11 protein-coding genes and 1 pseudogene are annotated in these 12,868 nt (G+C 58.8%); 1 reads left to right on the top strand and 11 read right to left on the bottom strand.

Translation table 11 applies throughout. The annotated features are described in order from the left end of the window. Positions 1-974: 974 nt before the first annotated feature. Positions 975-1,226: a helix-turn-helix transcriptional regulator gene (locus tag EJ073_RS23110; RefSeq protein WP_126057725.1), complete on the bottom strand. Its 252-nt coding sequence runs from the start codon at positions 1,224-1,226 to the stop codon at positions 975-977. Positions 1,227-1,339: 113 nt separating this feature from the next. Between EJ073_RS23110 and EJ073_RS23105 the strand changes: the two genes are divergently transcribed. Beyond that, entirely contained in the window at positions 1,340-1,621 is a 282-nt protein-coding gene (locus tag EJ073_RS23105; RefSeq protein ID WP_126057724.1) for a hypothetical protein, read from the top strand. 26 nt (positions 1,622-1,647) lie between these two features. Here EJ073_RS23105 and EJ073_RS23100 read toward each other — a convergent pair whose 3' ends face one another. From EJ073_RS23100 to EJ073_RS23055, 10 genes and pseudogenes are all read right to left on the bottom strand, one after another. After that, complete coding sequence (locus tag EJ073_RS23100) at positions 1,648-1,911, bottom strand: DUF2285 domain-containing protein (protein ID WP_126057723.1); 264 nt, start codon at positions 1,909-1,911, stop codon at positions 1,648-1,650. 524 nt (positions 1,912-2,435) lie between these two features. Next, positions 2,436-3,011: an acyl-homoserine-lactone synthase gene (locus EJ073_RS23095; protein WP_348627273.1), complete on the bottom strand. Its 576-nt coding sequence runs from the start codon at positions 3,009-3,011 to the stop codon at positions 2,436-2,438. After that, the gene (locus EJ073_RS23090) at positions 2,941-3,879 is read right to left on the bottom strand and encodes a LuxR family transcriptional regulator (RefSeq protein WP_348627215.1); all 939 of its coding nucleotides are present in this window, start codon (positions 3,877-3,879) and stop codon (positions 2,941-2,943) included. The genes EJ073_RS23095 and EJ073_RS23090 overlap by 71 nt, the downstream gene beginning before the upstream one ends. 270 nt (positions 3,880-4,149) lie before the next feature. Then, entirely contained in the window at positions 4,150-5,556 is a 1,407-nt protein-coding gene (locus EJ073_RS23085; protein WP_126057721.1) for an aminotransferase, read from the bottom strand. 157 nt (positions 5,557-5,713) lie between these two features. Beyond that, positions 5,714-6,211: an Lrp/AsnC family transcriptional regulator gene (locus tag EJ073_RS23080; RefSeq protein ID WP_126057720.1), complete on the bottom strand. Its 498-nt coding sequence runs from the start codon at positions 6,209-6,211 to the stop codon at positions 5,714-5,716. 226 nt (positions 6,212-6,437) lie between these two features. After that, positions 6,438-7,981, bottom strand: a pseudogene (locus EJ073_RS23075) (fumarate hydratase). A 6-nt stretch (positions 7,982-7,987) separates the two neighbouring features. Then, complete coding sequence (locus tag EJ073_RS23070) at positions 7,988-9,421, bottom strand: NAD-dependent succinate-semialdehyde dehydrogenase (protein WP_126059315.1); 1,434 nt, start codon at positions 9,419-9,421, stop codon at positions 7,988-7,990. A gap of 184 nt (positions 9,422-9,605) precedes the next feature. Then, a complete protein-coding gene (locus tag EJ073_RS23065; RefSeq protein WP_126057719.1) occupies positions 9,606-10,544 on the bottom strand; it encodes a LysR family transcriptional regulator in 939 nt (312 codons plus the stop codon). A 126-nt stretch (positions 10,545-10,670) separates the two neighbouring features. Further along, positions 10,671-11,444: a CoA ester lyase gene (locus EJ073_RS23060; protein ID WP_245455765.1), complete on the bottom strand. Its 774-nt coding sequence runs from the start codon at positions 11,442-11,444 to the stop codon at positions 10,671-10,673. 258 nt (positions 11,445-11,702) lie between these two features. Continuing rightward, on the bottom strand, positions 11,703-12,854 hold the full coding sequence (locus EJ073_RS23055) for a CaiB/BaiF CoA-transferase family protein (RefSeq protein ID WP_126057718.1): 1,152 nt from the start codon (positions 12,852-12,854) through the stop codon (positions 11,703-11,705). Between the last annotated feature and the right edge of the window lie 14 nt (positions 12,855-12,868).

The following is a 12,868-nucleotide window of genomic DNA, read 5'->3' as shown; positions in this document are numbered from 1 at the left end:
TGTGAACAGCGCCTCTTCGAAGCGGGAGGTGCCGCTGTTCATGTCAATTAATGTGAGCCCATCGTGTTGGCAGCCTTGTCTCTGCGCTCAAACGTGGTCGGCCGGTCCGGCGAAACCCTCATCCCGGCCGGAGTTCGCGCGGATCGGAAGCGAGGCCTTCGAGGTACTGCCGTCCGTGAGTTCGAGTGTGCTCGATCGACCGCATCACCTCGAAGTGCCTGAACGTTGTCGAGAGGTGCAGGCAATTCAGGTTCTATCATAAGCTGGCTCAAAATTTCAGTCTTGCATGCTGCTACCGCATTTGCGGCGTAGGCGTTCAAGCCCTTTTACAAAATTGGGACGCCTATCTGCGGGGTGTTCGTGAGGATTGATGGCCGCGCAGCCTACGTCAAATTCAGTTTGCATATGCTAACGATCTAGACGCAAGATGGGCGTTCAGACAGAGCCTGCGGTTGGCCGCCAAGCGACATTCTTCGCATGGGCTTGCCCCCCACGGGAACGGTGCCGCGCTCCAGTTCGGCAATGACGCGGTTTGACCTGCTGATGAGGCAAGCGCCTGACCGCCAGCCTCTCGGCTGCCGGAACACTTGTTGTTTGGACGCATTGTCTGGTCCTCCGTTCGCCAATCGCGCCCTCCCCCCGGACGCGGGGTGGGCGAAAGCGACCGGAAAGGCCGCCGTAGAAGGCGGACCACATTCGAAAGACCGGAACGAAGAGGACCCGGAGCGGCCACGCGGTCGCGCTGTTACAAGAGACGGCGGATGCGGTCGCGCATGTGATCGCGAGGATCATGCCACTCGGACTGGGCCATTCGCCAAAGGGCGCCCGGCGACTGCGGATGCTCCAGCACGAAGTAAGGTCCGTCGGCGCCCCGTGTTTCAGAAAGGCTGCCCCACGTCAGGGACGAGCGGGATGGCCGAGACCGCCTGAGCCTGCCGAAGAAAAGGGCTCGGTTCATGAGCACTCGGCGCGTCTTAAGGCGCGCAGGCGCCTACTATGACGAGGCTGGACAGAATCTCGCACGGGTCAGCGTCAAACACCGCAGTTACATCGAGAAACTCAATGACATCGAGACGCCGCTCTCCGCCCTCGTACTTGGCCACGAAGGATTGCGTACGGCCAAGCTTTTCGGTCACCTGCTCCTGGGTCAGGCCTTTTGCCTTGCGTAGCGATATTAGCTGGGCCAGAAACCGCTGGTGGCGGGGAGAGCGAAGAGATCTGGGCATTAGGGGAACCGGTCAAGGAAAGACCGGCTCAGCGACTAATCTCGGTTTCGGATTATCCCATTTTGGGATATATTGCTTGGGTTAGCGCTTAACTGGCGAGGTTCGCAGCAGCCATGAATCGATCAACGGGAACAGATGAGACCCGAAGCTCAACTCTGTGCGACGAAGTCCCCTGGTCAGACAGCATCACGAGCTACGACAGGCAACATCGCACCATTTACCTGTGCATCCTCGACGCCTGCGCCGACAATCTCAGCGTCGAAGAAATGGCCAATCTCATTCTCGGCATCGACCCGATCCTTGAACCAGTCCGCGCCCGCAAGGCAGTCCGCAGCCATATCGACCGCGCTAATTGGATGGTGACAACCGGTTGCAGGCAACTGTTCGAAGGCTGAACTGCAAAGCGAGTCGCGACGCCATTTTAGACGAGGAAGTCCCGGTACCCGCCATTCATCAGCGCGCGGCCACGAACGCCAGCGCGGCGGATTTCGATCGCGCTAATGATCGCCAGGATCCTTCCATTGGCCCCGACGCGCCCTTCGCCGATCAGCGCTTCAGCAATCTCGCGGTGGGATGCTCGAGCCCCGTCGAGGGCGCGAAGAAATAAGACTCTTTCAGGCGGAACCAAGCGGCCGGACATTTCTCCATCGAGACAAAGGGCATTGAGGCATTCGAGCGCCCACAAGCGAATGCGCGGGCCAGCTCAGCACGCAGGCAAGGGGGCCGCAGGATATCCGCTCCGGAAACTGCGAGCTGGAGGGTATGCTCCGCCTTGCGAAGATGGACGTGCTGATGCTCATGGGGTCCCAGTAGGACTGTTGCTCGGCATGACCATGCCGTCAGGTCGAACGGCGACGCGGTTGGCGATACAGACGGCTGTTTCGCGACGACCGGCTATACATTAGCGCACTGGCGGACACCAGAACACGACCGCAGTGCGTGCGTAAGACTGGGCGAAACAAAACACCGCAGCGCGAAAGATCGCCGGCCGAAGCGATGACGTCGATAGGGGCTCCGCGAGACAGTGTATTGGCCTGCTGGAGGGCAGCGGCCAGATCACGCCGGAATGCCGGATTGCGACGCAAGAACTCCCAGGCCCAGCCATTCGACGTCAATTGAGCAGTGCAGTCATAGGAGCAGCGATCCTGCCACTCCTGATCGGCATCTGGCGCGACAGATATGGGCATGACTGTGCTCCCCGCCGCGTGATCATGCTACCCGGCGAAGCACCGGCGCCCACAGCACCGGACCGCCAATGCCACCGTTTTGCCGCACCGCCTGAAGCATCTTATCCGACACTTCTAAATAACCGGTTAGCGCGCGGGTGACGCCAATCGTGTGCGGCTCTCCAATCCGCTCAAGCGGCCAGCCGGCGCGACGAAGGATGCGCTCCATGCGCAAGTCGGTGACCGTTACGATATGACTGAGCTGGCGCGAGAGACCTAACTCGATCATGCCGGCGAAGAGTTCGTAGGTGGCGATTGCAATGCCACCCGCTCCCTTCGGTGCCGACGAACCAATATCGAGCGCGAAGCGGCTGCTTTCCCATACGTTCGGATGCTCAGGCGCCGTCTTTCCTTCCAACAGCATGGGAAAAGTGTCGCGAAGCATCGTCGCGCCCGTCGTGGGCAAAAGGCGCACGCAACCGTCCAGCCGGCCCTCGAAACCCCGCAGCAACAGGTAGTGCGGTCTGAACGCGTCAAATGAATCGATCTCATAGCCGCCATTTCCTTTCACCTGCCAGTCGAGCCTCACTTTGAACACTTGGTAACGCAGGCGATGCATGGAATGCAGGTCGTCGGCAAAGTCCTCGTAGCTGTCTGGTGCAATCAGTTGGATCATCAAGGCCTCCTCGTTGGGGAAACTTTCCCCGGCAGTGGAGGCGAAGCTCGACGCTTGCGCAGCCTGTGCAGTTGCACAGGGTGAGAATGTCAGTGAGGCGAGGATTTCGAATTGGTGAGACGCGCAACCAATTGGCTCTGGTCCTTACTCCGAGTTTCCTGCGAGCGTTATCGAGATGAAACGCGGCCGTGCGGCGCGTGATCCCAAGAATGCAGCCGATCTCCCAGGCCGTCTTGCCACATGCTGCCCATTGCGCGCACTCGTATTCGCGTGCCGTCAAACGCACACCGTCAACGATCCGATCAGCCGACAGTTTTCGTCGAACGAACATGTGAAAACAGGTCGCAACGTAAGGGAGATCGTCTTCATAGCGTTCCGCGGCGCGGGTAAATGCAGCATCGCGCTTGTCCGCGGCAAAGGTCATTGCAGCAAAATTGCCTCGGAGATCGATGATGGGAATCGTCAAACCACAGCAGATGCCGAATTGCGCCGCTTCGTCAAAGACCCTCTGCTCAGCTACCGATGGCTCAACACCCAGTGCAGGGCCCCATCGAAACGAGCATCCGCCGAAGCGGGCACGCACGATGACGGGATCGATGCTCTGGTACTGGTGCTCAAGATAGCGCGCAGTCCAGGGCGCCGGATAGTTGGAGATCAGCGTGGGCTTGCCACCTGGCCGCGGCGGCAGCGAGAGATAGGCGAAAGCAAGCAGGTCGAGTTGTGAGCTCACATAGGCCAAGGCGTTGTGGAAATCGACCTCATCGACGCCTTCCGAAAGCTGTTCCAAAAATCTTTCGAAGACAGATTGCATGTCTGCCCTTGTCAGAATGTTCGTTGGGTCTTCGGCAACTTGCTTGCAGGCGGCAGCAAGTCCAGGTGCTCGGCATCACAAGCGTTTCTTATGGATGATATTGTTCTCTTCAAAATACATTCACTGGCGCGAAGCGATGGAACCTGCAACGTCTCACAAATACGCCCTGCCGGCGGGGAGGTGCACCGGCAGGGTTCGCCGCCCAACGCCCGCCGTCAAATGGGAGAACTGGACAACAGCGGCAATACAAGTAGTTGGCGCTCACAAAGATTATACGGCGCCTTCTGCCTTCAAGGCGCAGTACGTCGTGTCAACTGACTTCGCCGTCGCGTCAACGATGATGTCGACTTCGTTCCGGGTGATGATCAGTGGCGGGGCAAAGCCGAGGGTATCGCTGTGCGGCATGGCCCGGCCGATGACACCGTTCTCAAGCAGAGCAGCGGCAGCCCGCACGCCAACCTGCAGCTCGGGCTCGAACGGTGCGCGGGCTTTGGGATCCCGCATCAGTTCCACGCCGGACAGGATTCCAACGCCGCGAACTTCGCCGACAATGGGATGTCCCTCCAGTTCCGCCTTCATGCGGGAAAGCCAATACGGCCCGACATCCTGGACATGTTCCAGGATGTTTCTTTCCTTGAGGACTTGGATATTGGCAAGTGCGGCCGCCGCGCAAAGCGTATGCCCGGAATATGTCCAGCCATGGCCGAGAGGGCCGTGCTTCTCCGTTCCTTCTTCAAGAACCGACCAGACGCGGTCGCCAATAATTGACCCGGAGATTGGGAGGTAGGCGGAACTTACCCCCTTGGCGATGGTGACGAAATCCGGGCGCATTCCATAGAGGTGCGAGCCGAATTTCTCGCCGGTTCGCGCGAAGCCGCAAACGACTTCATCGGCGATCAGCAGGATATCGTACTTATCCAGCACCTGTTGAATGGCCGTCCAGTATCCCTTTGGGGGCGGAACAATGCCACCGGTCCCAAGTGCCGGTTCTCCGATAAAGGCTGCAACAGTTTCCGGGCCCTCAGCAAGAACAAGGGCTTCAAGTTCGTCGGCGCAGCGTTTTGAGAAGGCTTCTTCGGTTTCGCCCTCATGCGCCTGGCGATAGTAATGTGGGGTCGTTGTGTGGCGCACTAGGTTCAAAGGCAGGTCGAAAAACTTATGGAAGAACGGAAGACCGGTCAAACTTCCAGTGACCAGGCCGGAACCGTGATAACCGCGATGTCGCGAGATGATCTTCTTCTTTTCGGGGCGCCCGAGAACGTTGTTATAATACCAGACGAGCTTGATATTGGTCTCGTTAGCGTCGGAACCGGAAAGGCCAAAATAAACTCTTTGCATGTTCTGCCCGAAATATTCGACCACGGCCTCCGCTAAGCGGGCAACGGGCTCCGTGCCTTGGCTGGCATAGACATGAGCGAACGGTAGCTCGTGCGCTTGCTTGGCTATGGCGTCAGCGATCTCTGTGCATCCATATCCCATGTTGACGCAGTAGAGCCCACCAAAACCGTCGAGGCTCTTTCGGCCTTCAGTATCCCAAATGTAGACACCTTCCGCTCCGGCCATGATCCGGTTTGGTGTCTCGCCGCGGCTGTGTTTTGCCAAGTGCGTGGACGGATGAAAGACGAAGGTCCGATCCTTTTCTTGGACTTGCTTGGTTCCCAGATTGGTCAGGCTCATTGTCGCTCTCCCGTTTATTGCCCGGCGGAGAACACGCAGTCCCCGCTCGTCGAGAGCTACTATACCGACGGACACACTTCACGTTCCACGGCAATGTACGTCCGCGGCCGATGAAATCACGGAAGTTGCGTCAATCTCCGTGGAAAACACGGACAACTCAGCGTTGTCTTGGCGCGGACAAGGGAATGGGCGAATTGGATTTTACGGATTTCGTCACTATGAGGCTGTAATATTGATCGATCCCGAGTCCAACCTGTAGCAAACCCTCCATGAATTCCTGGTAGGCAGCCATAGAAGGAGCTGCAACGCGCATCAGGTAATCTACCCGGCCCCCGATCGCCCAGCAGTCCAAAATTTCGGAGATGCCTTGAATTGCCGTCTCAAAGTGTCTTTGGTCTTCGAGGCGGTGACGATCCAGCACGACCTCCACCATCACGAAAATCACGCCCCCGGTGAGGGATGGACTCAGCCGCGCGCAATAGCCTTCGATAATCCCTGCTGTTTCGAGTATGCGGAGCCGCTCCGAGCAAGCCGACGCGGAGAGGTGAACGCGCTTCGCCAGTTCGCTCTTCGATATCCGACCGTCTGTCTGAAGCTCCGCGAGGATCCGAAGGTCCCAAGCGTCCAGGCGAACTGTGTTGAGTTTCGACTTCATGGGATTGCCGGGCTGAGTATGGCTTTACGTTTAGTCTGCCTAGGGTCTGCCGCCAATTGCATCCATGGTCCGGTCGTGCCAGCCCAGCGTTGCCTTCGTCGCAGGCGATGCTGGTGTAGGCATAAGCCCATGCGCACAGCTTGCCCGATACAAAGACAACGCTTCTCACTGCCCTTTGATAGTCTCTGCGTAGCCGACACAGGACTAATTGGCCTAACGGGAATAATCAAACGCCGATGTTGCGGGCGATCGTATCGGCGGCCATGCGCTTACGCCACTCGATTGGCCCGGAATTATGAATAGAGTTTCCTTCAACATCGACAGCCATGATGACTGGCATGTCCTGCACCTCGAATTCATAGATGGCTTCCATGCCTAGGTCTTCAAAGGCCACAATCCGCGCCGACTTGATCGATTTTGAAATAAGGTACGCAGCACCACCGACTGCGATGAGATAGGGCGTCTTGTGCCGGACAATTGACTCGATGGCCGCCGGGCTCCTCTCCGCTTTGCCGACCATCGCAAATAGCCCCGTCGCGGCGAGCATTTTTTCAACAAAATTGTCCATCCGGCTGGAGGTTGTTGGGCCAGCCGGCCCGACGACCTCGTCCCTCACCGCGCGTACGGGTCCGACGTAGTAGATCACGCGTTTTCGCAGATCGACGGGAAGCGGTTCGCCGGCGTCGATCAAATCGTCCATTCGCTTGTGGGCGGCGTCACGGCCCGTCAGCATCTTTCCGGACAGAAGGAGGGTTTCCCCGCTGCGCCATGATGCAGTCTCTTCCCGTGTGAGCGCGTCGAGGTTCACCCGCCGGACATCGGCAGTGTGCAAGTCTTCATTTCCGATCTGTGGCCATTGCGAAAGGTCGGGCGGTTGGAGTTGGACCGGCCCTGTGCCGTCCAATGTAAACGTCAGGTGCCGGTTGGCCGCGCATTGCGGAATGAGCGCGACCGGTTTGGACGCGACGTGGGTAGGATAGGTTGCAACCTTGACGTCCGCCACTGTTGTCAGGCCACCTAGGCCCTGAGCGCCGATGCCTAGCCCATTAATTCGCTCATAAAGCTCAATCCGCAGTCCCTCCTCCGCGCTAGATGGCCCCCTGGCGATCAGTTCCGACATGTCGATGGGTTCGTTCATGGCCTCCTTGGCCAGCAGCATAGCCTTTTCAGCGCTGCCTCCGATCCCGACCGATATGAGGCCAGGCGGGCACCATCCGCTGCCAAGGGTCGAAACGGTGTCGACCACCCAGTCCGCCACGGACGCGTTTGGGTTAAGGGTGGTGAAACGCGCCTTATTTTCGGACCCCCCCCTTTCGCAGCGATGGTGATTTCAATCTGGTTACCAGGCACGAGGTCGACGTGGACGACTGCCGGCGTGTTGTCACGCGTGTTCACCCGCCCGGCAAGTGGATCCGAGACGATCGATGGTCGGAGGGGATTGTCGGGGTCGAGATATGCCTGGCGGACCCCCCTATTCACGAGCTCAGCGAAACTCGCCGCTGATTTAATGCGGACGCCCATGCCGACCTTTGCAAAGACCACCACAAGACCAGTGTCCTGGCAGATCGGGCGCCGTCCGAATGCTGCCATGCGCGAATTCAGCAAAATCTGCCCCATAGCATTCCTGGCCGACGGGCTCTGTTCGCGCGCATACGCCTGCGAAAGAGACCGGACATAATCTGGAGGATGGTAGTACGAAATATACTGAAGGGCGTCGGCGACGCTCTTTGTGATGTCCTTGCCGGCGATGATCCGCGATCTATTTCCCACCGGATCTCATCCAAAGGAGCCGAGGCCATTGACCATTTTCAGGCTTTGGAAGCTCCGCACCCCCTGCTCACCCCCTTCGTATCCATAGCCGCTCTGTTTAATGCCTCCATACGGCGCATCTGCCGAAACCCCTTTCAGGTAATTCACACTGACAGCGCCCGCCGAAAGACCATCGATCAGCGCCCGTTTGGAATTGGCGGCGCCAGTGAAGAAGTAGGCGGCCAAGCCATACTCAGTGGCGTTGGCTTCTTCGATCGCCTCCTCCATCGTGTCGAACGGCGCCACGGTGAGGATTGGTCCGAACGGTTCGTCATGAAGCACTTTGGCATCTTTTGGCACCCCTGTCAGGATGGTCGGCGGCCAGTAGAAACCGGGGTGGTCGAGCCGGGTGCCACCAGTTTCAACGCGGGCGCCGCGATCGACCGCATCCTGGACCAGACGCTGCATGGCCTCAATTCGCCGCGCGTTCGCCATAGGGCCCATCTCCGTCGCGGGGTCGTCCGGGGGACCGATCTTAATCTTGCGGGCGGCTTCCGTCATTCGGGATAGGAATTCCTCATAGAGAGACCGCGCGACGAGAATCCTGCTTGGCGCGTTGCAGCTCTGGCCCGCGCACTCGAACTTGTATTCCGATATCGCGGGGACCGCCTGTGCGAGGTCCGCATCCGCGCACACAACGACGGGGGAGTGTCCACCGAGTTCAAGGACGCAGCGCTGCAAATTATTCGCGGCGAGCGTGGCAAGCTGTTTTCCGACTGCAGTGGAGCCCGTGAAAGTCAAGACCTTCACGATTGAGGAACTGAGGAGATGGCGCGAAATATGCACCGGTACACCGAAGACGAGATTGACTACGCCGTCCGGGACACCCGCCTGGCGCAACGCTTCTACGATATGAACGGCGGCGCTCGGCGTCTCTTCCGCACCTTTGAGAATCACCGGGCAGCCTGCTGCCAGTGCAGGCGCAAGCTTGCGGGCGATGAGGACGGCGGGATAGTTCCAAGGCGTGAAGGCAGCAACGACGCCGAGGGGCTCCGGGACGATCATCCTGTTCGGGCCCAAAGGAATCGGGGCCGACAGCTCTTCGGCGTGGGTGCCGTTCCACTCCAACGTTTCAATAGCGCGCGCGTACTCACCTGTCGCTTCGGCGATCGTCTTTCCCTGTTCCGCCGACAGGTCCCGGGCTGCCGCTCCAACCTTCTCTGCCAATATCCTGGCGGCTGCTAGGAGGATTTCGCCACGATCTTTTGCAGGCCGTGAGGACCAAGGCTTGCGGCTGCGCTCTGCCGAAGCGAGGGACTCATCTAGATCCGAGACCGTCGCTGAGGCCACCGAGCCAAATACCTTCTCCGTCGCCGGGTTAATCACGGGCAACGTGGCTCTGTCACTAGCGGCTCGCCATTTGCCGTTGATAAAGAGCTCATAGCTCGTGGCGTGGGACATAGCGTGCTCCGCTTGACTGAATGAAGTGCGATACCAGCCGATATCCGGCCTAGGCTCGCTTTCCCACAGTTTCATCGCGATGGTCTCGCCCGGTCAAATATGGAATGTCGACCAAAACCATCTCGAATATAGATAGATAGAGCTCGGGCAATCGCGAAGGAGCGCGGCGATAGCACTGGAAGAGCTAGGTTGGGAGAATGGCTACGTCCGGAGCCGTTGCTGACCAGTGTCCGCTCTCAATCAATGTCCTGACGACCCTGGGGATCAGGTTGCGGACGGCGGAGACGGCTGGAGAGCGTTCATCTTTCGGGTTAACGGCAAGGACAACGGACCGGGTTATGACCGGATCAATGATCTTCACCGTCCGGACGCGGCCTTGAGAAGCCTCTTTCTGAATAGCCGACGGCGTAAGGATAGAATAGGCCTTTCCTTCCATGACCATGTTGATGATCGTAGAAAGGGAGTCGACTTCGAATCTCACGTCGAGCACACAACCGTGTTGCGCAACGACATCAGCCACCGAACGCCTGACGTTGTTATTGCGCATCGGGACCGCCAGGGGAAATGCGTGCAAGTCGACGAGCGGGATCGAATTTTCGAAAGGCGGTTCACCCGGCGGCACCACCAGGTAAAACTCTTCGCGGGCCAGCACCGTCATTTTCCCCACGCTCTCGGCAGTGCGATACAGGACTGCCAGATTGAAGCGGCCAGCAGCCATCCACTCTTCCAGCGGTCCCGTCATGCCCTCGATCATCTTAAGCGAGATCCTCGGAAGTTCGCTTCTAACCGATTCAAGCAGCGGACCACTAAGCACGCGAGCGGCGCCGGACGGGATGCCAATGGTCACTTCTCCGGTAGGAGCAGCCACCGAGTTGGTCAGTTCCGCTTCAGTGAGCTGAATTTCCTTTAGGATGACCCGTGCGCGCTCAAGCAGCCTGTTTCCGGACGCGGTCACGCTGACACCGGTCCTGTCGCGAACAAGCAGCTGGGTTCCGAACCCTTCCTCCAGTTGACGTACATGCAGGCTTAAAGCGCTTTGAGCAACGTGAAGGAGGGCAGCGGCCTTCGTAAAACTGCCGGCCTCCACGACCCCGACGAAGTATTTTAACTGCCTGATATCCACAGCTTAACCCAACTGAGGCACTTTCCCCAGTCCATTCGTATTATCTCGAAACTAGATAGCCGGCAAGTAATACTTGCCCACCCCACAAACTGGGAAAGATGCGCGGTCTCATTGATCGGAGGTAGGTCAGTTGGTACCCGCGAGAGCCAGAGTGTCGTGGGCGCGCCGAACCACCGGCGGATCAACCATCTTGCCATTCAACGAGAATGCAGACAGCCCGCGGGCGGCCGCCTCGTTCTCGGCAGCGATGACATCACGCGCCCACTTGATTTCCTGTGCGCTCGGGGAGAAGGCCTCATTGAATATGGCGACCTGTGTAGGATGGATCGCCAAAGCTCCGGCAAAGCCGAGCCGCCGCGCATGCGCCGCGGCCTCACGAATTTTATCAGTATCTGTAACCTCGCCGATGCTTCCAACAAAGCCCAGAGGGAGCAAGCCGGCCGCACGGGCGGCAAACAGAACGGAAAGGTTCGGCGTTAAAAGGAGGTCGAACTCCGGCGTGCCTCCAACAGAGGCACTGAAGTCTTCAGGGCCAAGCGCCAATGCGAGCATCCTGGGATGAGCCGAGGCTATGGCCGTGAGCTTTTGCAGTGCTGCCGGTGTCTCGATTTGGGCAAGGAAACGGATGCGTCCCTGGACAAGATTTCTTTCTCTTTCAAGTTCCAATACGGCGTTCGCGATCTCTGATACCCACTCCGCCGAATCCGTCTTCGGAAGGACAAGGGCATCAACACCTGCCACCACAGCTGCATCGAGATCCGCCACCAACGCCCGCAAACTACGATTCACGCGGACCAGAACAGAAGCGCCCCTGCGCCCCACCTTTGCCACCGATTCAGGGAGCTGCCGCCGTGACTCAGCCTTCTCATCCTGGGGAACGGAGTCCTCGAGGTCGAGTATGATGCCGTCCGCCCCCTTTCATGAGCCGTCCCCACGAAGCGGGAAACGTGAGCGGGAACGAAGAGCAAGGATCTCCACCGGGGCATAGACGTCGGGCTCTCAACGGCTGAAACGGTGTCCTTGATCACGGAGTGCCTCTGCGGCCGATTTTAGCGAGGGCGGTAGCAGCCGGTTTCCCGAGTGCCGGCACTGGATCGCAAGGAACCGTCACGCTTTCTGTAAATCGCGAGCGCGTGCACCTCCCGACACAATGCGCGCTCATGCTAACGCGGTCCGATCGCGCAAAAGCCCCAGAACCTCTTCCCGGACAGTCTGCGTATGAGCGCCAAGAGCTGGAACCGGGCGCAGCGAGGGACGCTCCGCGTTGAAGATCGCCGCGGGCGCAATCGTTTCTACAGTTCCTTCGGGTGTGCTAACGGCTACCCTGCGGACGTGAGGATGCCCAGAAACATCAGCCACCTCGTTCAGGCGGCCATATGCCAGACCGGCTGCCTCAAGCTCCTGCATCGCTTCGTGACAGGACAGTTCGGAAAAGCGCAGCGCGATGATCTCGTCAAGCTGCACCCGATTCTCGAGGCGCTCCATGTTGTCGGAAAAACCAGGTGCGCGTGTCAGCTCGGTTCGCTTAAGGAACTTCTCGCAGAAATTCACCCATTCGCGGTCATTTTGCACCGAAAAGACAACCTCTTTGCCGTCGGCGCACCGATACGCCCCATATGGCGCCAGCGACGGATGCTTTACGCCGGCGCGTACCGTGTGATACCCACTATAGTCGTTTTGCAGAACCGGCACGTTCATCCAATCGGCCAGGGCATCGAAAAGTGACACCTGGATGCTGGCCCCTTCGCCGGTGACTTCGCGGTGGTACAGCGCCTGAAGAATGGCGCTGTGCGCCGTCATGCCCGCCGAGATGTCGCAAACCGAGACCCCAACACGCGCCGGCCCTTGTTGGTTTCCAGTGATCGCGCATAGACCTGTTTCGGCCTGGACGATGAGATCATAAGCCTTCAAATGGGAATACGGCCCCTTGTCCCCGAAACCAGAGATGTCGCAGGTGATCAGCCGTGGAAAACGCCGACGGAGATCCGCAGACCCAAAACCAAGTTTTTCTATGCTGCCCGGCTTCAGATTTTGGATAAAGATGTCAGCACTGGCAATAAGCGTATCCAGCACGGCCCGGTCAGCTTCCGATCTCAGGTCCAGACAGACCGACTCTTTACCCCGGTTGAGCCAGACGAAGTAAGCGCTCTGTCCCCGCACCAACTTGTCGTAGTTTCGAGCAAAATCCCCTTCCGGCCTTTCGATCTTGATGACACGCGCCCCTGCATCCGCAAGCCGTGACGATGCGTAAGGCGCGGCCACCGCCTGCTCTACGGCTACGACCGTGATCCCCTCAAGAGAGTTCTGCATGCGACACCCTGCTT

The organism is Mesorhizobium sp. M4B.F.Ca.ET.058.02.1.1, from assembly GCF_003952505.1.
Classification (GTDB): Bacteria; Pseudomonadota; Alphaproteobacteria; order Rhizobiales; family Rhizobiaceae; genus Mesorhizobium.
The sequence above is the reverse complement of the archived record's forward strand: the minus strand, read 5'-3'. Positions and strand labels throughout refer to the sequence as shown.

What these genes read in the sequence shown, in the direction of transcription:
- EJ073_RS23110 (WP_126057725.1), bottom strand. Translation starts at nt 1,226, where the DNA reads ATGCCCAGATCTCTTCGCTCTCCCCGCCACCAGCGGTTTCTGGCCCAG.
- EJ073_RS23105 (WP_126057724.1), top strand. Translation starts at nt 1,340, where the DNA reads ATGAATCGATCAACGGGAACAGATGAGACCCGAAGCTCAACTCTGTGC.
- EJ073_RS23095 (WP_348627273.1), bottom strand. Translation starts at nt 3,011, where the DNA reads ATGCATCGCCTGCGTTACCAAGTGTTCAAAGTGAGGCTCGACTGGCAG.
- EJ073_RS23090 (WP_348627215.1), bottom strand. Translation starts at nt 3,879, where the DNA reads ATGCAATCTGTCTTCGAAAGATTTTTGGAACAGCTTTCGGAAGGCGTC.
- EJ073_RS23085 (WP_126057721.1), bottom strand. Translation starts at nt 5,556, where the DNA reads ATGAGCCTGACCAATCTGGGAACCAAGCAAGTCCAAGAAAAGGATCGG.
- EJ073_RS23080 (WP_126057720.1), bottom strand. Translation starts at nt 6,211, where the DNA reads ATGAAGTCGAAACTCAACACAGTTCGCCTGGACGCTTGGGACCTTCGG.
- EJ073_RS23070 (WP_126059315.1), bottom strand. Translation starts at nt 9,421, where the DNA reads ATGTCCCACGCCACGAGCTATGAGCTCTTTATCAACGGCAAATGGCGA.
- EJ073_RS23055 (WP_126057718.1), bottom strand. Translation starts at nt 12,854, where the DNA reads ATGCAGAACTCTCTTGAGGGGATCACGGTCGTAGCCGTAGAGCAGGCG.